The sequence below is a fragment of the Alteromonas sp. AO-Serp genome, assembly GCF_017849675.1.
Classification (GTDB): domain Bacteria; phylum Pseudomonadota; class Gammaproteobacteria; order Enterobacterales; family Alteromonadaceae; genus Alteromonas; species Alteromonas macleodii.
On record NZ_JAFLMX010000004.1, the window covers coordinates 32,338 to 51,852 of the forward strand.

The 19,515-nt window shown below is 45.2% G+C and carries 20 protein-coding genes; 7 read left to right on the forward strand and 13 right to left on the reverse strand.

Translation table 11 applies throughout. From position 1 onward, the window contains the following. Positions 1-23: 23 nt before the first annotated feature. Both QVA83_RS00590 and QVA83_RS00595 read right to left on the reverse strand, forming a co-directional pair. Positions 24-1,325, reverse strand: a complete 1,302-nt coding sequence (locus QVA83_RS00590) for a general secretion pathway protein GspB (protein WP_287498001.1) — start codon at positions 1,323-1,325, stop codon at positions 24-26. Further along, entirely contained in the window at positions 1,318-2,229 is a 912-nt protein-coding gene (locus QVA83_RS00595; RefSeq protein WP_014948480.1) for an ExeA family protein, read from the reverse strand. The genes QVA83_RS00590 and QVA83_RS00595 overlap by 8 nt, the downstream gene beginning before the upstream one ends. Positions 2,230-2,449: 220 nt before the next feature. On the opposite strand from QVA83_RS00595, the gene QVA83_RS00600 reads away from it, so the two are divergent. The 6 genes from QVA83_RS00600 (at position 2,450) to hemW (ending at position 8,919) form a co-directional block, all read left to right on the forward strand. Then, positions 2,450-3,631 (forward strand): tRNA nucleotidyltransferase/poly(A) polymerase-related protein, encoded by a 1,182-nt coding sequence (locus QVA83_RS00600; RefSeq protein ID WP_156077978.1) that lies wholly within the window; start codon positions 2,450-2,452, stop codon positions 3,629-3,631. A gap of 10 nt (positions 3,632-3,641) precedes the next feature. Beyond that, entirely contained in the window at positions 3,642-4,676 is a 1,035-nt protein-coding gene (locus QVA83_RS00605) for a WD40 repeat domain-containing protein (RefSeq protein ID WP_156077977.1), read from the forward strand. Positions 4,677-4,950: 274 nt separating this feature from the next. Further along, positions 4,951-5,664: a hypothetical protein gene (locus QVA83_RS00610; RefSeq protein WP_156077976.1), complete on the forward strand. Its 714-nt coding sequence runs from the start codon at positions 4,951-4,953 to the stop codon at positions 5,662-5,664. A gap of 73 nt (positions 5,665-5,737) precedes the next feature. Further along, positions 5,738-6,964 carry an ATP-dependent RNA helicase SrmB gene (gene srmB, locus QVA83_RS00615; RefSeq protein ID WP_014948476.1) on the forward strand — a complete coding sequence of 409 codons (1,227 nt, stop codon included), beginning with the start codon at positions 5,738-5,740 and terminating at the stop codon, positions 6,962-6,964. A 220-nt stretch (positions 6,965-7,184) separates the two neighbouring features. Further along, positions 7,185-7,787, forward strand: a complete 603-nt coding sequence (locus QVA83_RS00620; protein WP_014948475.1) for an XTP/dITP diphosphatase — start codon at positions 7,185-7,187, stop codon at positions 7,785-7,787. Beyond that, positions 7,780-8,919: a radical SAM family heme chaperone HemW gene (gene hemW, locus QVA83_RS00625; RefSeq protein ID WP_156077975.1), complete on the forward strand. Its 1,140-nt coding sequence runs from the start codon at positions 7,780-7,782 to the stop codon at positions 8,917-8,919. Before QVA83_RS00620 ends, hemW begins: the two co-directional genes overlap by 8 nt. A gap of 101 nt (positions 8,920-9,020) precedes the next feature. On the opposite strand, the gene QVA83_RS00630 is transcribed toward hemW, so the two are convergent. From QVA83_RS00630 to QVA83_RS00670, 9 genes are all read right to left on the reverse strand, one after another. Beyond that, complete coding sequence (locus QVA83_RS00630) at positions 9,021-9,815, reverse strand: YggN family protein (RefSeq protein WP_014975812.1); 795 nt, start codon at positions 9,813-9,815, stop codon at positions 9,021-9,023. A 311-nt stretch (positions 9,816-10,126) separates the two neighbouring features. After that, on the reverse strand, positions 10,127-10,699 hold the full coding sequence (locus QVA83_RS00635; protein ID WP_014948472.1) for an Lcl C-terminal domain-containing protein: 573 nt from the start codon (positions 10,697-10,699) through the stop codon (positions 10,127-10,129). A gap of 2 nt (positions 10,700-10,701) precedes the next feature. Then, entirely contained in the window at positions 10,702-12,480 is a 1,779-nt protein-coding gene (locus QVA83_RS00640) for an Lcl C-terminal domain-containing protein (protein WP_039224958.1), read from the reverse strand. A gap of 111 nt (positions 12,481-12,591) precedes the next feature. Next, a complete protein-coding gene (locus QVA83_RS00645; protein WP_014948470.1) occupies positions 12,592-13,104 on the reverse strand; it encodes a PAS domain-containing protein in 513 nt (170 codons plus the stop codon). After that, positions 13,104-14,099: a response regulator gene (locus QVA83_RS00650; RefSeq protein ID WP_014975809.1), complete on the reverse strand. Its 996-nt coding sequence runs from the start codon at positions 14,097-14,099 to the stop codon at positions 13,104-13,106. The genes QVA83_RS00645 and QVA83_RS00650 overlap by 1 nt, the downstream gene beginning before the upstream one ends. Before the next feature lie 366 nt (positions 14,100-14,465). After that, positions 14,466-15,176, reverse strand: a complete 711-nt coding sequence (locus tag QVA83_RS00655; protein WP_014975808.1) for an LrgB family protein — start codon at positions 15,174-15,176, stop codon at positions 14,466-14,468. Further along, positions 15,173-15,574, reverse strand: a complete 402-nt coding sequence (locus QVA83_RS00660; protein WP_039224692.1) for a CidA/LrgA family protein — start codon at positions 15,572-15,574, stop codon at positions 15,173-15,175. The genes QVA83_RS00655 and QVA83_RS00660 overlap by 4 nt, the downstream gene beginning before the upstream one ends. A 138-nt stretch (positions 15,575-15,712) precedes the next feature. Continuing rightward, complete coding sequence (locus QVA83_RS00665) at positions 15,713-16,474, reverse strand: LytR/AlgR family response regulator transcription factor (RefSeq protein ID WP_014948466.1); 762 nt, start codon at positions 16,472-16,474, stop codon at positions 15,713-15,715. 152 nt (positions 16,475-16,626) lie between these two features. Further along, a complete protein-coding gene (locus QVA83_RS00670; protein WP_156077974.1) occupies positions 16,627-16,953 on the reverse strand; it encodes a DUF3718 domain-containing protein in 327 nt (108 codons plus the stop codon). A gap of 312 nt (positions 16,954-17,265) precedes the next feature. On the opposite strand from QVA83_RS00670, the gene QVA83_RS00675 reads away from it, so the two are divergent. Then, positions 17,266-17,925, forward strand: a complete 660-nt coding sequence (locus QVA83_RS00675) for a hypothetical protein (RefSeq protein ID WP_014975806.1) — start codon at positions 17,266-17,268, stop codon at positions 17,923-17,925. A gap of 48 nt (positions 17,926-17,973) precedes the next feature. On the opposite strand, the gene QVA83_RS00680 is transcribed toward QVA83_RS00675, so the two are convergent. Then, positions 17,974-18,303: a hypothetical protein gene (locus QVA83_RS00680; RefSeq protein WP_014948463.1), complete on the reverse strand. Its 330-nt coding sequence runs from the start codon at positions 18,301-18,303 to the stop codon at positions 17,974-17,976. A gap of 154 nt (positions 18,304-18,457) precedes the next feature. Then, positions 18,458-19,507, reverse strand: coding sequence for an MbnH family di-heme enzyme (locus tag QVA83_RS00685; RefSeq protein ID WP_502711449.1), 1,050 nt, complete (start codon positions 19,505-19,507; stop codon positions 18,458-18,460). Positions 19,508-19,515 lie beyond the last annotated feature (8 nt).

Here is a 19,515-nt window from a genome sequence, read left to right on the forward strand (position 1 = left end):
TTTTTGGAACTAACAGATAGTAATTACCAATCGGTTAATGCTGCCATAGTAAAAATCTCATCTTCGAAAGCAAGCACCACACGTTGCGCTTCAATATTGACGATTTGCACTCTATCAGCAATCCAGTCGCCCTCACCTATTTGACGGCCATTGACTCTCACCCACCTATCGGCAGGACGAGACGCATACATATGCGCGCTAAAGTTCATGGTTGGAAGTCGTGTTAACAAGCGAACGGGTAACTGATCTACACGGGGTAGTTCGTCTTTAACCGTCACCCTTGTTTGCTCTTCAGCGGATGTATTATCTTGTGCCTTTGAGTCTAGCGCTTCAACGGCAGCATTAAAACGGGCCATGAGTTCTGGTGACACGGATACGTCAGATTGAGACGTAGCTTCATTTAATACTCTCCCTTCATAATTCCCTGAAGTCTCAGTTTGTCTTGTATCCATTGAAGAGCTACGCTCATATCCACTACTTGGCTCGGCGCCAGAACGTTGGGACACGTCGTTATTGTAGCGATTCTGAGTACCTGTTGTGTTTGGGTTTGTATTTGTGATTGGGTTTGTATTTGGAACTGCACCTAAATCAGTATTTTGCGTTGCAGCTAAGTTGCCAACAGACTGGTTATTTACCATAGCGTTCGCTTGCGTGCCTTGCTGAGCTGCACCGCCGTTACTCATGTTTGCATTTACCGCCGTGTTAGCAGTTTCATTTAAACCTGCGCTTTGCCCACTTTCCTGAGTGTTAGAAGATACCTGTTCACTTTTGTTGCTTGAAGTGCCTGGTGCTTCATTACTACTTTGCGTGGTCGTAAGCGCTGAAGCGCCTCCGCTTGCTTCAACCTGTGAAACTGAGCTTTCAGAGTCTGCCACCGGTACAGAAGCGGGTGCAGTTAGCATTGGCCACCAGCGTTTTGCCATAGCGGCGGAAAAGCCAATGCATAACCCGCCAAGAATAACGACGGCAAAAAGCGCAACTTGCTTGGTATAAAGCTTCCATGCTGACGGAAGCCCTTCCACTGTGGGTAAGAACAAGCTTCGATTAAACTGCTCGTTTAGGGATTTATCAAATTTGGCGGTAGTGTCGTGCTCGCCCCGAAGCAAAGCTTGGGTCTGAGTTCTATGATGAACTGTCGGCGCTATTTCCACGGTTTGCTCAGGGTCTATTTCGACCTCTTGCACGCCCATTTCAGACAAGCCCTGCACCATAGCATCGCTTGTCACTAAACCCGACTTTCTAATTTTAACTGGCCCATTTTGCTTGGTAATTTGAACAATCACCATACCGGGTTTTAAATGGTCAATGGCGACGATATTAGACATACAAACTCCCTAACCCGTAGCCGAATATGATGGCCAAAACAAACGCCGATGCGAGATACCATTTACGCTGGCTTTGCACGCGCTGACTGACAACATCTTCACCTAGAATTTGCTCTGCCGCGGCCAAGAATATAGGCTTTTGCACAACCGCATGCTGCTTAGTAAAAGATAAGGTTAACGCTCGGTCGCACAGCAAATTAATTACCCTTGGAATCCCACCAGTAATTTGATGCACCGCGCGCAATGTAGACTTACTGAAAATACTGATATCACCTTCTGCCACGCTTAAGCGGTGTGCTATGTAAGCACTAACTTCAGGCGCAGTTAAGGGCAGCAGATGATAACGAGCGGTAATGCGTTGAGCCAGCTGACGTAATTCGTTACGCTTTAGCAACTGCTGTAACTCAGGCTGACCTATCAATACAACCTTTAACAGTTTTTCACGATTCGTTTCTAGGTTGGTCAATAAACGAAGTTGTTCTAGTACTTCGGGCAACAGATGCTGCGCTTCATCAACCATTAGTACCGTATTCATGCCTGACTGATGATTCTCTGCTAACTTAGACAAAATCAAATCGGTGAAATACTTAAGGCTTGCTTTTTCAGGTGTATAAGCCAAGCCTAGCTCATCACAAACCGTTGCTAATAGCTCAAGGGCGGATAAGGTAGGATTCAAAATCATGGCTACCTGCGTATTATCGGGTAGCTGCTGCAACAGTTTTCTCGATACCGTTGTTTTTCCCGTGCCCACTTCTCCGGTGAGCATTACAAAACCACCGCTTTCTCTGAGGCCAAAGGTCAAATGGGCCAAAGCCTCTTTGTGCCTTGGGCTCATATACAAATAATCGGGGTTAGGCGCAATCGAAAAAGGATTGTCATTTAACCCGAAGTAGTTCAAATACATGGTTGCTGAAGCGCCTATCTGTTTTAATTTTTAACGACGAATAAACTACCAGACGCAACCTTGAAGTGAAAGCGCATAACGATGTGGCTACGAATTTTATTTGTAACATTGCTATACTGCGCCTCTGTTACCTTGGGAAGGTTGATTTTCGTTACACGTCAAAAGTCGATGTATTCCCAATCTAAAAAAGTATTACTGACTAAAAAATCGTTGGAAGAGCATGCAAGTATATCTCGTTGGTGGCGCAGTGCGTGACGCACTGTTAAACAGAAAAGTTGTTGAACGCGACTATGTCGTGGTGGGCGCCACGCCAGAAGAAATGCTCAGCCAGGGTTTTACCCAAGTAGGCAAAGACTTTCCTGTTTTTTTACACCCTAAAACACAGGAAGAATATGCACTTGCACGTACAGAACGTAAGTCAGGAAAAGGTTACACCGGTTTTGTATGCGATGCGTCAAGCTCGGTGACGTTAGAAGAAGATTTGTTACGCCGGGACCTTACCGTTAATGCGATAGCGCAAGACAACTATGGAAAACTCACCGACCCCTATGGTGGTAAAAAAGATTTAGAAAACCGCGTACTTCGCCACGTATCTGAAGCCTTTAGTGAAGACCCTCTACGCGTATTTCGCGTTGCTCGGTTTGCAACCCGCTATGCTTATTTAGGGTTTACTATCGCCACTGAAACCATGGCTCTTATGCAGTCTATGGCGCAAAGCGGCGAGTTAAGCACGCTAAGTGCTGAGCGGGTATGGCAAGAAACAAAGCGTAGTCTTTTAGAGAAAACACCGCATGTTTTTTTCACTGTATTAAACCAAGCCCACGGTCTTAATGACTGGTTTACTGAGCTTGAAAGAAACGTAGATACTGCTTTGGCAACATTAAAAACGGCGGTAGATCTAGAAAAGGCTAAAAATGAGAGCTTTGTTAAAGACACGGGTTCAGAAACCCCATTACCTGACAGCAGCAATTCAGAAACCGCTAGGCTGATAACAAGATTTACTGCTCTGCTCACACACCTTAATGAGGAAGAAGCGAAACAGTTATGCAGTCGGCTCAAAGTGCAAAACCAAGTTAGTGAAATCGTCAGCCTTGCTTGCAAATTCAAAGGCTTTCTTTTGAACGCGCAGAACTCGCCCGCCGATTTACTTGCCCTGTTCAATGGCTGTGATGCGTGGCGTAGAGAGGAACGTTTCACATTATTGCTTAGCGCTTTTGCGCCTTATGCTCATAGCAAAGGCGTAGATTGGCAAGAACAACAAAAGCGCATCGAAAATGCATTAGCTGCCGCCAAACAAGTGAACGTGCAAGACATCATTGCCACCGGCGTTAAAGGCCCCGAAATAAAAGACGCGATTAACCAAGCAAAGTTATCTGCTATTGCCTCGATTAATAATCAATAGTGGTAAAGCAATGATCGAAAGAAAAACGAACGGATGCTTTCTCTCACCTTTAGCGTCACCACTTTTTTATTTACTTTGCACCGTTCTCCTTGCGCTTTCTGGTTGCACTGAAGAGACGCGCGTATTACCTGTTCACGAGTTTCGCTTTACCCAAGAGCCAGTGAGGAATGCTGCGCTTTCAGACGATGCCCGTCTTGCGGCATTCATTTTTGACGATTCCTCTGTTTCTGTTTGGGATGTTGATGAAAAACGAGAGCGCTACAAGTGGCATAGTGACGTGCTTGATGAAGAGTCACTGCACCTAATTACGTTTTCCAAAGACAAGGCATGGTTAGCGCTCACAGGCTATTGGAGCACTACACTGATTAACTTGCAATCAGGTGATGTGGTAGGTAGTTGGCATTTTAGTGGTAAAGATCCCGGCGCCACAGCGTCATCAACTTCCCTATCCCACCATGGTGACAGCGCACTAGTTGGTATGACCGACGGTACCGTATTGCTACTAAATTTTGATAACGGTACTGCATTGCAATACCAGCACAATACAATGAAAGTGCTTCATGTCGGCTATTTTTCTGATGACTATGCGTTTTCTGGAGGGATAGATAAGCGCTGGTTTCTATGGGATTTAGACAAAAACGATGTGTTGCTGGAAAGGCAATATCGCAGTCGAGTTACCGCTTCAGTGCTAGACAATAGAGCTCAGCGAGCTTTTATATCCGATGCGCTGAACAGCCACGAAATTATTGATCTCGCCACCCATGAAGTGATGTCTGAACTACAATTTATGGAACGTTTCCGCTTTTTCCGAAAAGGGTTATTTTTAGAAAACGGTGACTACCTAATGACAACATCACCCAAATCAGTGGTAACGCTATGGCATGCTAACTCTGGCGAAGAGATAGCCTCATGGGAAATTAAACGCTACTCAAGCGAAGCCACCACTCACGCTATTACACTTAACAAGGATGGTGATGTTGTTACCCTCTCCTCTGATGGCGTGCTTCAAAGCTGGGATTACCGCGCACTGATTACATCACTGTGATATACCTAATGCTTATACCGTCCCTCACAGCCTTTGCCCCACCTTTTTGCTAACAAGTTTTCGTTTACACAACTTAAGCATGTCGCTATTATCTAATTTAGATTACAAATGTAATCCTTAACTATATTTGTGCGTTCTTGTGCAACAGTTGCTCGCTAGTTATTCGTTGCTTGTTCGCAGCTCGTTAAATAACAGCTTCAAAGCGCGCTTCGCTTTAAACAAACGATTCGCCCTTTTAAATGAAAAAATCTGGCATCGGCTTGGAGATTCTTAAGTGAAAAAAACAGTAATAACGTACCTTATAACTTTAGCTTTTCCCCTTATAGTTAGTGGATGTGCAAGCCCCCCAACCGTCTACCTTTATGGCAAATATCTTGAGCCGTCCAAAGTTCAAGCCTTATCTGAACAGTTAACGGACCATGGCTTGAATGTTGAAGTAAACGACTTTGATTTTCCTACATCCGTGTCTACAAATACGTTGCTCTATTCATTGCTGCTACAATCACCAGAAGCAATCGACAATACCACTAGCATCGCAGAGCATGCGGGTTACTCTATAAACCGTGTCCAATCGCTCACTCAAGGCAATCATTGGTATACTAAAAACTCTTTGGCGCTGTTCGTGTTTCCTGACGGCAATCGCCCCCACGGAACCCTCCTTGCCCAAGATCTTATCCATAGCTATATCGCCAATGGATGTGGTAACGGCGAGCGCCTCACGCTGTATAAAGACGGTACGTATACCCTCACACTTCAAACGCCCACATATTCAGAAGACGTAAAGGGTAAATGGAAGTATCGCCAGTTTCCTTACCTAGAGCTTCAAGAACCCAATTCACCGTACGCCAACTACTACTTCGAAATTTCACGGGTTGAAAGTGAGGATAAAGTGAGTAAGCTCGATTTGACGCACTTGCACTTACTTAACGCCAACAGTACCAACCCGTTAGCGTCAGAATGTGTATTTACCTACGGAGTGCGAATTTAACGCCAGTTTTTCTCAATGTTTTGGTATAGCAATGCTACAATACGCTCCATTCATTTAGAGCGTTTTTTATACTATGACTTTCGAAGAACTCGAATTAGACGAAGCACTGTGTCACGCAGCTGCCGATATGGGGTTTGAAACTCCAACTAGCATTCAAGAACTGGTTATCCCGCATGCGTTGGATGGACGAGATATCTTGGCCTCTGCTCCTACAGGTACTGGTAAAACAGCCGCTTTCTTATTGCCTGCATGCCAGTTTTTACTTGATTATCCGCGCAGACAGCCTGGTGCTACACGTATTTTGATCCTAACGCCTACCCGCGAGTTAGCGCTACAGGTTTACGAACAAGCCCTAGCCATAACAAAGCATACACAAATTGTGTGCGGGGTAATAACCGGTGGTATTAACTACGGTACCGATAAAGAAACCTTAAGCAAGAATCTCGATATTCTTGTGGCCACGCCAGGTCGTTTGCTTGAGCATATCGAAAAAGAAGCCGCAGATTGCCGTGATATCGAGTGTTTAATTCTTGATGAAGCTGACCGCATGTTGGATATGGGTTTCTCAACGGTAGTTAACCAAATTGCTGCCGAAGCGCGCTGGCGCAAGCAAAACCTATTGTTCTCTGCCACGCTTGAAGGCAAAGGCGTTAAGACTTTCGCTCATGACATTCTTAACAATCCTGAAGTGATTGAAGCGAACCCATCGCGCAAAGAGAAGAACAAAATTCATCAGTGGTATCACCTTGCTGACGACATGAATCACAAGCAAGCATTGCTGGTGAATATTTTGAAGCAAGAAACAACGACGTCAGCGGTTGTGTTTGTGAAAACCCGCGAACGCCTGCAAATGCTTAAGGACTTCTTAGCCTCGAAAGATATTCCAGTGTGCTGGCTACAGGGTGAAATGCCACAAGACAAACGTATTGCAGCGCTAGCCCGTTTCAAAAGTGGTGAAGTACCTATCTTGCTGGCAACGGATGTTGCTGCCCGCGGTATTGATGTGCCTAACGTGAGCCATGTTATTAACTTCGACATGCCGCGCAAAGCCGACGTTTATGTTCACCGCATTGGCAGAACCGGCCGCGCTGGCGCCAAAGGTACTGCAATATCTTTGGTTGAGGCCCACGATTTTGACATGGTAGCCAAAACCGCACGTTACATGGGCGAACCACTTAAAGCTCGCGTTATTGACGAGCTACGCCCCAAAAACAAAACGCCTAAGATTGGCCCCAAAAAGAAAAAAGTGAAGGCCAAAGACAAAGCCAAGGCAAAAGCTAAGCCTAAAAAGAAAAAGTAAAACTTGAGCACGTAGAGGGTGAGCGATGCGATGGCCGAAGGTTGGGAGTGGCTTTCGCAAACACGCGGTAAACACATCCATGTGCGCTCCGCTGCCGCATCCCTACGGCAGAGGGTTTGCTCAAACCACTCCCAACCTTCGTCCTGAATAACCTAAAGTAACCCGATGAATGTGCTCGAGCTTATTTCAGGAGCAAAGAAAAAACGAGGAGTCTGGCACAATGAAATTCCCAGAAAAAATTGTTTTAGCCACAGGTAATCAAGGCAAGGTGCGAGAGTTTGCATCCTTATTTGCAGATTACGGCGTAGACGTTGTGGCGCAAAAAGAATTAGGTGTATCTGATGTGCCTGAAACAGGCACAACATTCGTTGAAAATGCCATTATTAAAGCGCGTCATGCGGCACAAGTAACAGGCCTTCCTGCTATTGCTGACGACTCAGGCTTAGTAGTCGACGCCCTTGGCGGTGCACCCGGTATCTATTCAGCCCGCTATGCTGGCGCTGATGCAACTGATGACACCAATATTGACAAGCTATTAGCTGCCCTAGATGGCGAAACCCAGCGTAAAGCGCATTTCTTCTGTACATTAGTGTTTATGCGCCATGCTGACGACCCTGTGCCATTAGTTAGTCAAGGCAAGTGGCAAGGTGAAATTTTAACTGCTCGCTCTGGTAACGACGGTTTTGGTTACGACCCGGTATTTCACGTGCCAACTCATGGCTGCACAGCTGCAGAATTGGAGAAAGCCGAAAAGAACCGTATTAGCCATCGCGGCAACGCCTTAGCGATTTTGCTTGATAATATGAGAGCGACTTTTGCGTAATCCACCGCTTAGCCTTTATATCCACATTCCTTGGTGTGTTCAAAAGTGTCCGTACTGTGACTTTAACTCTCACGGGCTTAAATCTGATTTACCCGAGAAAGAATATGTGGCGCACCTGCTGGACGATTTAGCCATTGATGCCAAACGCATTGGCGACCGCCCTGTCGAGACAATCTTTATAGGCGGTGGCACGCCCAGTTTGTTTTCAAGCGAGGCCATGGCTGACATCTTAAACGGCGTCAAACAGCGGGTTAACTTAAGCGACACTGCTGAAATAACCATGGAAGCCAACCCAGGCACCGTCGAGGCAGGTAAGTTTGCGGGCTTTTATCAGGCAGGCGTAAACCGAATATCGGTGGGCATTCAAAGCTTTCAGCCGAAGCATTTAAAAGTGCTAGGCCGTATCCACGATGAGAGCCAAGCTGAAAATGCGGTAAAACAAGCACACAGCGCAGGGCTACCTACGTTTAATTTAGATCTCATGCATGGTCTACCTGAACAAAGCGTAGAGAATGCTATGGCAGATTTGAAGCAAGGCATTGAGCTCGATCCTTACCACTTGTCGTGGTACCAGCTTACCATCGAGCCAAACACGCCTTTCTATTCAAAGCCGCCAGAACTGCCAGACGACGACATCCTGTGGGAAATACAGGAAAAAGGCCACAGCCTCTTAGAGCGTGCAGGCTATCACCAGTACGAAATTTCAGGCTACGCCAAAGCCGGGCACCAATGCCGCCATAACCTGAATTACTGGCGTTTTGGCGATTACTTAGGTATTGGATGCGGTGCGCACGGAAAGATTACCGATGCCGCTAACGGCACAATTCATCGTACCGTTAAAGTGAAGCATCCAAGGGGCTATATGGAAATGAGCCGCCCGTATTTAGATACGCAAACGCTGGTTAGTGCAGACGACCTACCGTTTGAGTTTTTTATGAATAGGTTTCGTTTAGTTGAGCCTTGTCCGATGAGTGATTTTAGTGACTTCACAGGTACTGAGTTAACGGATGACGTTAAACGCGCACTGTCTGATGCTCATCACCAAGGGCTGCTTTCTATTTCAGATAGCCACTGGCAGGTAACTGCTAAAGGACGTAGATATCTCAACTCTCTGCTGTCGTGCTTCGTATAATCTTGCCCATTAGAGCCAACCAAAAAGCTAGATCAAAAAAGCCTGCTCACGCAGGCTTTTCAGTCTTTAACCAGAATTAGTACACGTAATACTTATTTCAACTAGTTTTCACTCTTATCATGTCGCGTAATGATATTGTAAGGCTTGAATGCAGGCACACTTGCTCGAAGGTTCTCTTCCGCTACGTCTAAGCGTTTGAGCTTTTCACAAAACCACTCTGCCTTTTTACGCAATGTCGTAGCTTTATCACCCACATCAAGATGCTCGCCCACGTTATTAAGCTGACGAGTAATTTCCGCTACTTTCTCTTGATTTACTTCGCCACTTCCAGTGTTGATACCACTGATCGCCGATAATATACCGCCTACTGAGGTAGAAATTGCTTCCTCAAGCTGTGCTTCAATTTCACTATCCACGAATTCATCAACGCTTTCGAGTGATCCAGGGCCGATAAAATAATGATTACTCGCATGCCTGAATTTATCTTTCACGCGGTTTTGAACACGCTTCATAGCAGCATTCAAACGCTCATAGCTGTCGTGATCACTGCCTACTAAGCCTAAGTAAACATGCTCAATGGTATCAATAGCTAAATCTACACCTTCGGTGGCCAAAATAATCATTTTTGGTACTACATAGTGTAACCCTGAAGAATACTCTTCTAGCCACTGCCGTTCTTGCTCATTCAAGGTTTGCCAACGCCCACCTACAAACAGCTGGTTTTGGTCATTAATCTGAACTACGGTGCGGGTTTTATCCATTACGCGAAGCTGTTCGTTATTAACGGCAATACCGTAAGCAAAATCGATATTACAGGTATATTCAGCCTGCGCCGATGTGCTAAGTCCAGCGAATAAACAAATTGTAAAAAGGGCAGCCTTAAGGCTCGATATCATTTTCATACCAACATTGTGGCTAGCTTACTGGGAAATAAAAAGCCATCATGAGTCTAACGTGCTAAAAATCAGGTTGAACATGTCGATATTATCAATCTACTCAAAACGCAGCTTGATACTAGGGCCTGTAGACTTTTGTTATTCACCAAAGGTCAACAGGCTCTAAGCAAGAGTGTCGATTTTCTTTAAAATTGACGTTCAAACCAAAAAAACAAAGCACGCATTATAGAGCGTGCTTTGTTGATAAAAAGTCTAAGGGTCAGATACTAGACGAAAGACTAATACGAAGCGGTGTAGATCTTTATCTACACCTATTCGTTGGTGTAGGTGCGCACCAGTCGAACGTAAATGAAACGGTCTTTCTCTTTAATCGAATGGCTCGCATTAAAGAACGCAACAACCCAGGCTCTGTCTGGATCATCTGCCGAAGGGGTAGAAGTCCAAAAATCATCTGGCGGCGTTGCAGGAAAAAGCGAGCTATTAATCGCCGGGCGTACGCAGTCGCGTTCCGTTAAAGTGGCCAACTCTTTAACGTTGGGCAAGCGCCATCCTAGCAGGTCTTCGTTACTCGCCTGCTGCGCAAGTTGTAGCGCCTGCTGCCACGTATACTTCACCGCTTCACCACTGCAAGTTGAGCCGTCCCAAGTTTGCCCTTCGGAACATCGTCTCCATACTAAATCTGTGGTGGTATCCAACAAAGTACTGGTAGTCACTGCTTCAAAGTTATCGTTGGGCGTGGTTTCTAGTCCATCAGACAAGCACTCTTGAGCGAAAGCTGAAAGCGATGCACTAGCAAGCAACGTCGAGGCCGCAACCATTTTGAGTGTAGTTAGCACTGCGCTTTTCAGTACGCGTTGAGCGGATTTATTAACTTTATTGCTCATGACTATCTCCCTGCTCTTACAAGACGAACACGCGCCGCTGATGACTTATTAAGAAAGTTATCGACACCTGAATCGAAATCCAATGCCCATGCATTTTGTGCATCATCACTGTTTACCCCATCAGCACTTGGCACTGAGGTCCAATACCATAGGGGCTCGGTAGAGACTGCACCGGTGTTAGGGAAGTAATCTTCATCAATGGCCACGTCGTCGGCAATGCCTAAATGCATTAACGAAAAGAGTTCATGGTGAGTAGGTAGTCGCCAGTCGTAAAAACCACACAGCCCTTGTGCGTTAACCGCCTGTACATATGCAGAGGTATTACAGCTGGTTAATAAGCACGTTGCATTCGCGCCTGTCTGGTCGCCCTCAAAACCACCATTTACCTCTTCGCTGTACCAAGAATAGGTGTAGTCTTTATCTTGAAATGCCCCATCGTCAGTTTTAACTTCCCACACCAATCCGGTCACATTGTCACGAACGCACGACCACGTATCTGCGCTGGCGTCTTGTTCGTCGCCATTGGCATTTAAACGGGTAAAGTCGAAGCCGGCTTTACCACGCCCAGCTTTTTCAATTAAGCCGTTCTGTTCAATAATATCAGCTCCGCGTTGTCCGTCTTGGCCAGGAAAATCATTTTGCTGCGCCTCTGTTAACGCATTATTGGTGGCTTGCTGCAAAAATCCCGTGTCGTTCAATAGCGGCGTCGGCATGGGGCGTATTCTAACGTTAATGGTGTCTTCAACACTGTTGTTGTTAGCGTCGGTTACAGTAAGTGTATAGGCCACCACAGTCGCGGTAGATACGGAAGGGGCAATAGCAAACGTAGATAGTGCATCGTTGTCATCTACCGGGCGAGCTGCCACTCCCGTGTTTGCCCCATTGTTAGATGTAACGTTGTTACTGCGCTCCCAAGAATAAGTAAGCGGTAAAGCACTGGGAATACTGGTGCTTGCTTCACCATCCAAAATAACCACCTCACCACTGAAAACGCCTTGCGAGAAGCCTGCATCAACCACAGGCAGTGTCTCGGTTTCAGACTGCACTGAGATTGTCACTGTGTCTACGTCGGTTGCACCTTCGCTATCAGTTACTTCAAGTTGAAAAGTGAGCTCCTGAGACTCGTTAGCGATAGGCGTAGTAATTGTTAAGGTAGAAAGGTTCGTTTCCACCCCCGTAATAACGTTAGTGCCGCTGGTTTGAGACCAAACATAATCGGCAATTTCGCCATCGGACGTAGATGAGTCAGTATCGCTGCTTCCCGTGCCATCAAAAATAATTTCAACGCCGCCTGGAAAAGTATTCGCAGGCAGACCTTCCCACGCAGGCACATCAATACTTGCTTCCGGTGCTATGTTTACCGGCGCAACAGTAATTACCGTGAAGTCACTAGCCGTATTACCGCTTTGATCGTTTACCGAGACGGTAAGCGTGTATTCAGTGGCGCTATTAACTAACGGCGCAACGAAGCTCGCTGCAGAAGCGCTGGTGTCTTCATGTGTAATGGTCAGCGATGGAGACGCGCTCCAGTTGTACGTATACGTGCCATCACCACCACTCACTTGTGCACTTAGTGAATAGGTCACGCCTTCCGTTACGGTAGCGTTAGCGCCTGCATTAACAACTAAGTTGCCATTGCCAGATCCCCCACCACTAGAGTCACCATCTCCGCCTCCGCCACCACCGCAGGCTGCTAGAATGAAAGCACCACCAATAACTGCAAGCCCGCGTATTACGGTGCGAGGAAGGTAGCTTGAAAATGAAGACGAACTTGATTGCATACGTACTCCCATCGCACTCTGTGCCGCTGTTCTATGCTCAGTGCGAGTAAAAACTTGATGTAGATAGAACCGCAAGATAAACAATATACTCTCACGGGTTACACGTAGCGGTTATAAGAAGGTTTTCTTTGCTCTATCTGATTGTGAGCTTGCTTCTTGCGCTTCAGACACTGTTACTTGTAGCGCTTCTAGCTGCTTTTTACCTACCGCTACATCAGTCATGTCGTAAATCATCATACTGATAAAATCCACCTTACCCGTCGCAGAAGTAAGAGGAGAAAGTGTAATGTTTTGGTACATGAATGACTCACTACCTGTAATCGGCCGGTAGTTTGGAAACTTGAACAAATAAGGGCGTTGTTCCCATGTCATAAAGGCACGGGTTTTTAGGTCGAAAACGGGCTTAGCTTTCTTAATAAACCAGTCTTGTTTGATTGCGGGAAATAACGAAAATAACGTTTTGTCTCTTACTTCACTCGGCAAAAGCCCACTGTGACTTTCCATAAAACCGTTCCACACTTGCACGGTGAAGTTGCGGTCTAGTACGACAATGCCAACGTCTACCGTTTGTAGCATGTCCATCATCCAGTGAAATTCTTGTAACTCATCTAAATGCTGGCTCATTAAAAATCCTCCAACAAGTGGGCGAGTTTAGAATTCATCATTTTCATAGACTCTTCCGTGAACAACAAAATCAAATCACACTGAACATTGTAGCCTTCCAAGCCATAGCTAAGCTCAATCGCCAAGGTTCGCTTCCACTTTATTTGGTTCATGCTGATAATTTCAGTGATGGCACGATGTTGACCAAGTACAATGGGGTGACCTTGGCTGAAGTTAATGTCCATTTGATGGGCCAGCCCTGTTAAACAGGTGCCAATCAAAATACTCGCAGCATCCATAAGCAGCTCTAACTGAAGCTGGTCGTCAACTTCGCCTTCTACATTGAGTATTTTAGCCACGTCGTCAAAGCTAGAGTCGCTCAAAATACACAATGCCTCACCACTAACACCTGGCCCTAAGAAGCCTTGGCATACCGCAGTAACTTGTTCATGGCTCTCAATATCAGAAAGCATCATGTGAAGTTCAGACACTTCAATTAAATTAACGTTGGGAATAGGCAGCTCAACAAACACGTTCATGGTGCGGGCTAAATGATCCCCCGCTTGCCCCATGGCTATGTTAGTGATTTCTTGGTAACAATCGCGGATTTCAGGGTCTAGCGGTGAAACTTCTTCCGGCTCTTCCTCTTCAACATGAAGAATGTTGAATTTATCTAGTACCTCGGCCAGCTTCTTAGGATCCACCGGCTTTCGAATAAAGTCCAAAGCGCCAAGCGATGTCACTCTTTCATGAGCTTCAGGCTGAATATCACCAGACACAACAATAACTTTGGTTTTAAGACCTTGTTTCTGAATTGCTTCTAATGTGCCGTACCCATCTAAAACGGGCATATTGAGGTCGAGCAATAGAAGATCGCCCTTTCCTTCAGCGAGAGCCGATAGAGCATCTTGACCATTCTTCGCAAAATGTACGGCCACTTCCCAGTCTTGAGGAAGGCATTTAGCCACTTGCTTGCGCGCAACTAACGAGTCGTCACATACGAGTACAGAAAACATTAAGTTCTTTTACCACCTAGCTTTTGAAACCAGCTACCGCCGGTATTTTCTAGCAATTTCAATTGTATCGGCACAACTACTGTGAACTGAAGTAACGATTTGAGTTAACTTACACTTCGCTGTAACCCGGTTACTTTTTGTTTGAATAGATACCGAGCATATAGTGATATGAAACACCTCACTAAGAAATAGCACTTTTGGGGAATATTGCCAGCACGTTTTTACTCACAAACATCAGCGCGCGTTGATTCTTTGCTACGCGTTTTTCCAGCAGCTTGTACACCTTTTAGTCAAGGCGGGTGATTGCAGGTCTGGTCAGGCTAAATCACAACTAATAGATAGAACGCCAAGTTACGAGAAAAGCTCTCAAACAAAGAAACCAAAAATGACAGGTAGTGCCAACGCAGTAAATATACCATTTACACAAAGGCCTAGAGTCGCCATCGCCGCCACGTCTTCCCCCATTTGAATAGCTTTGGCTGTACCAATTGCGTGGGCCACCGTGCCCATAGCAATACCTTGCGCCTGTCGATTTTGTACATTGAGGACCGCAAACACACCAGTAGCCACAATGGCTCCAACTACACCCGTCACAATGACAAAAACGGCAGCCAATGCGGGAATGCCGCCAACCTGTGCACTCGACTCCATAGCAAGGGGCGTGGTGATTGATTTAGCTAACATGGTAATTTGTATTGCACGCGGTGCATCTAGTGCAAACAAAGTAAGCCACGCGGTGAAAGGCGCGAGTATGCCACCAAAAGCAATACTCGCCATTAACCGCCAGCCGTAGTGCCTTAGCTTTTGCCATTGTCTGTAAATGGGTAGTGCTAATGCCACAGTGATAGGCCCTAGCAACCAATGCAACAAAGAAGCCGCCTGTTGATACTCAGTAACCCCTGTTTCAGTTAAATAAAGGCCAGCTGACACAATCAGCGCGGTAACGACAATGGGATGCGCTAGCGGGTGACCTTTGCATTTTTTGTTCACCCAAAGGGCAATAATGTAGCCAATTATTGAAACGCTAAGCCACAATAACCCCGTTAAGCTAAATGCTTGATGTAGAGCCTCCTTCATTCTTGCTTTCCACCCTTGCTTGCCACATCTGAGCCGCTGCCGCTTTTGCTATTAAACAATTGCTGCGAAAACCAAGCGGTTATTCCTAAACTTATCGACGTCGTTACAATAATCGCGATAGCAATGGCAAGTGCATTGGACTGAATGTCAGCCCAATAAATAGATACGCCAAGTACGGCTGGAATAAACAGTAAGGACATATGCTTCAAAGGAAAAGTAACAAAGCGCGCCGTGTGAACCTCAAGCTGAGGAAAAAGAAAAAGCATCGCGAGTAAAAGGAATAAGCCCATTAATGGGCCTGGAATAGGAAGGGCACTCACATTAACGACAACTAGCCCAAGATAATAAGCAGCAAACACTAAAACTGCGCCCACTATCATGTTTCTTACATCTCGCACTATCGCTCCTTATTAGGCCTTGCAGGTCCTGGTACTTATTCCCAAAATTCAGTGAGTAAGTGTAACGATAAGCGAGTTAGACCACCAGCAGTACCATGGTCGTATAGTAGAATGTTGCACTGAAATGCGATTTGACGTTCAGTCTGTTAGCCAAAACTGATAGTAATACTTGTGAGTAATCTTGAACGCTTCGCCACCTTGCATGACAACTCGCTGCTGATTGAGTTTTTGTTCCAGGTGCGCGATATGTTTTGCGTTGACCGCCACAGAGCGGTTACAGCGTTTAAAATTCTGCTCTCCCAAACGCTTAAGTAATTCACACAAGGTTGTGCGGACAACGTAGCTTTCTGATAGCGTTTGAACACACATGTAGTCACCTGCAGCTTCAATCCATTTAATCTCTGCTGGATTTAAACAACACCACCCGTTTTCAGCGCGTATTCCTACAACATTTGGCTGAACACTTTTGTTCAATTGCTGGCGCAATGTAGCTAGGAGCGCAGGTTCAGACACCCCATATTGTTCACAAAGTCCCTTTACCAGCATATTGAATTGAAAGTCCCGTTCATAAAAATGGTACTTGGTTTTGACATGCTCTATAGCGTTTAATACTTGGGGTTCTTCAAGTGGTGATTTAACAAATCCTGACGCGTTATGAGAAAAGGCTAACAGCGCTTCTTCGTCTTTATTTCCTACTGCAAGCCAATACCGTGATGCAAGGTTTCGACTTGACTGAGAGACTGAATAGAAACCGATGGACTGAGGGTATTTCTCTGCTAACGCAAGACAATGGCCTACCGATTGCGCGCCATAAACGTGACTGAATACGTCTAGCTTTTCTAGCATTTTGCAAAGTGAGTTTTGCATAGAAACAGAGTGTAAAAAAACCAGTGCGATCATCTGCGATCCCTTGCAAGTGCAAGCAGTAATAGCTGTCAGCGTTATTTATCCCAGTCTTAATAAGTGATGGGATGAAGACAGCGAAAAGTAAAAATAAGCGAAAAAGGGGCTATAAGCTGCATAGCCCAATCGCCAGGGTAGAAAACTCTTCATTAGCGTTTTGCTGTTAGTACACTAGGGCTAGCATTAATGCGACGAGCAATCAGCTGTGCGTTTTTAGATGCATTATGAGTAAGTGCAAAAGTAAGCATGTCTTGCCCGTTGCACACTAATCCTTCATGGATATATCGCATTTTAAAACCCGTCGCTTTCACGGCGCGATGCAATCGCAAACGGCTATCGCTTTTTATCGCTTCACACACTGCAATTAAGTTTTTTTCTACATGCTTGGGATACGGGGCGGCATTCGCTACTGTTGCAGTAAGCGACAAGGTTATTCCTAGTAAAGCAAGTTGGGTAACACGGCGTGACATAAACATAACAAGTTCCTCTGATAATATTCGGCAACGCGGTGACTACCTCTTTTGTCCCCGCACCATTAAATTAGTGAAACTTTGTAAAATTCACGCTATAAAAACGTTAAAGCACCGCTATTTGAGACGTTGCGACAAGTACACAAAAGCTAAGGTTTAATAATCGGTCTAAACTGTTATTAGTCGTACTTAACACACACTTTGCAACATTCTTATAAATGCATACATTGCAAAGTGGAAAATCATAAGCAAATACTCTTGCCCGCCTAGCGGTGCAGACAACAATCTAATTTTTTAACACGTATTCAAGGAAGAGCCATGTTAGAGCAGCAACAGTACCACCTTATTAGAGAGCATATGCAGCCTGGTGACATCATCGCATTTGGTGGCAATAGCCTATTTTCTCGTTGGACCAAACTCACTACACGCTCTGCGGTAACGCATGTGGCAATAGTTATGCAAACGAAGATGCGCGATGAAGATTCTAATCGATATTTTAATCAAGTCATGGAAGCTACATCATATAAAGGAAAGCGAGGGGTAATGACCAATAGACTAAGCGAGCGTGTAGCATCTTATGACGGTGATATTTGGTGGCTGCCCTTGTCTAGCGCCTCAAGAAGTATCTTTGAGCAAAATAAGCGAGACTTCTTTAACTTCATGTTTGAACAAGACGGGAAACCTTACGACGTGCTACAGCTATTCGGCTCAGCAGTGGACGCGATTGATGAACATCCCCTGTTCGGCAGCATAAGCTACAATCAAGAAGACTTTAATAGCTGGTTCTGTTCAGAGTTAATTGCTGAGGGGTTGGAAACTGCAGGTGTTGTAAGTGGCGTAAATGCATCGGAAGTCACGCCGGTGGACATCTGCCGGTTTAACATTTTCAAAAAGCGTTACGTACAGCTTAAAGGAAAAGGAAGGGTAATTGGAGGGTTCAATTCACTCAAGGCAGATAACTGGGGCCAGATTGCCTAACCCCATTAATTAAAAACACATCTACCCCAATATGGGGTAAGGTGTGTTTTAGAAAATGCTGTCTTGGTGAATCTTAATAAACATGCTCGTTCCAATTTTAGAGTAATCAATTTTATACTCTTTCCCATTTAGGGTTTGTACGAACAATAATGTTTTTTCGTCGCCAAACACATCGCTAGTAGTTACATCTACTAGTTCCATGTCCATCATCTTAGCATCGCGCTTGTTTTCAGGCACTTTGCCTTCGTACTGCTTAATACCTTTATAAGTAACAAGAATTGGCGGATGTTCATCACCATTGATCACCAATAGATCTAATTTTCTTATTTTATGAATGATGGTATTTCGACCACTTGTAATGAAGGGTTTTTCAGTCATTCTCATCTCCGCGACCGCTCACCTGCTTTATAGTTATTAACAAAGAATGTAAGTGATTGAGTTTATCACGATGTTAACAATCAGCACATAAGCATTTGGTTGATATATGTGTGCAAAGTATAAACATAAATTACACAAAATGAGCAATAAATCGCTAATTTTTGCGTGTAGTGTGTGTTTTTACAAATTGCTCGTCGGTTAAACTGCGCAAAAATGCAACCAACGCCGCCTTTTCATCTTCAGAAATCGTAAAGCCTTTTATGAACGGACTGCGGTAAGGGTTAGGGCTTTCAGCCAGATTTCCCCCACGAGCATAAAACTCAATGACTTCATCAAGGGTGGCAATACTGCCATCATGCATGTAGGGCGCAGTAAGGGCTATATTGCGCAAAGTAGGTGCTCTAAACTTCCCCATGTCTTGTTTATTGTGAGTAACGCTGTAAAGCCCCATGTCCGATTCCGGATAACTACCCTTCCCATCTTCATTATACAGGCCAGTGTTGTGGAAAGGCTGAGCCGCAAAAGGTTGAAAACTATGCTTAGACGATTGAGTGAAATTCAGACCTCCGTGGCAGTGAAAGCACTCAGTGCGCTCTGAAAAAAACAGATTCAAACCTTCAAGCTGCTGGGCGGTTAGTGCATCGTCATCTTGAGAGTAAGCGTAGTTATCAAAAGCACTGTTAAACGACACCAAACTTCTTACGTAGCTAGCAAGCGCCTTTACAATATTGTTTAAATTGGGTGTATCATCACCATAAGCCGCTTCAAAAAGCGCTCGATATTCGCTGCCCTCAAAGCGCTTTAATATACGCTTTTCATTTCCCGTAACGCCCATTTCCACAGGATGTTCATTAAAAAGCGGGATCATCAGCTGCTTTTCTATACTTTCTAAATTGCTATGCGCCCAAGTGAAGGATGCATTATAAGCCACGTTTACTAGCGCTAATGCGTTACGGTTTAGCGCGTCTCCATTCGCGCCTACTGAAACCGTCTTAGGTTCAGAGAAAGCATGCTCTGGTTCATGGCAGCTGCTGCATGAAACCGCCTTGTTAGCACTTAAGCCCTTATCAAAGAAAAGCTTCTCTCCCAAAATTACGCTTTCTTCGGTCACAGGATTGTCTGCGGGAACGGGAGGCTGTGGAATATTGTGAGGCAAATTCCAAATGTAAGGCGTGGGCGATTTACTGCACGCTCCTAAAATCATTGCAACAA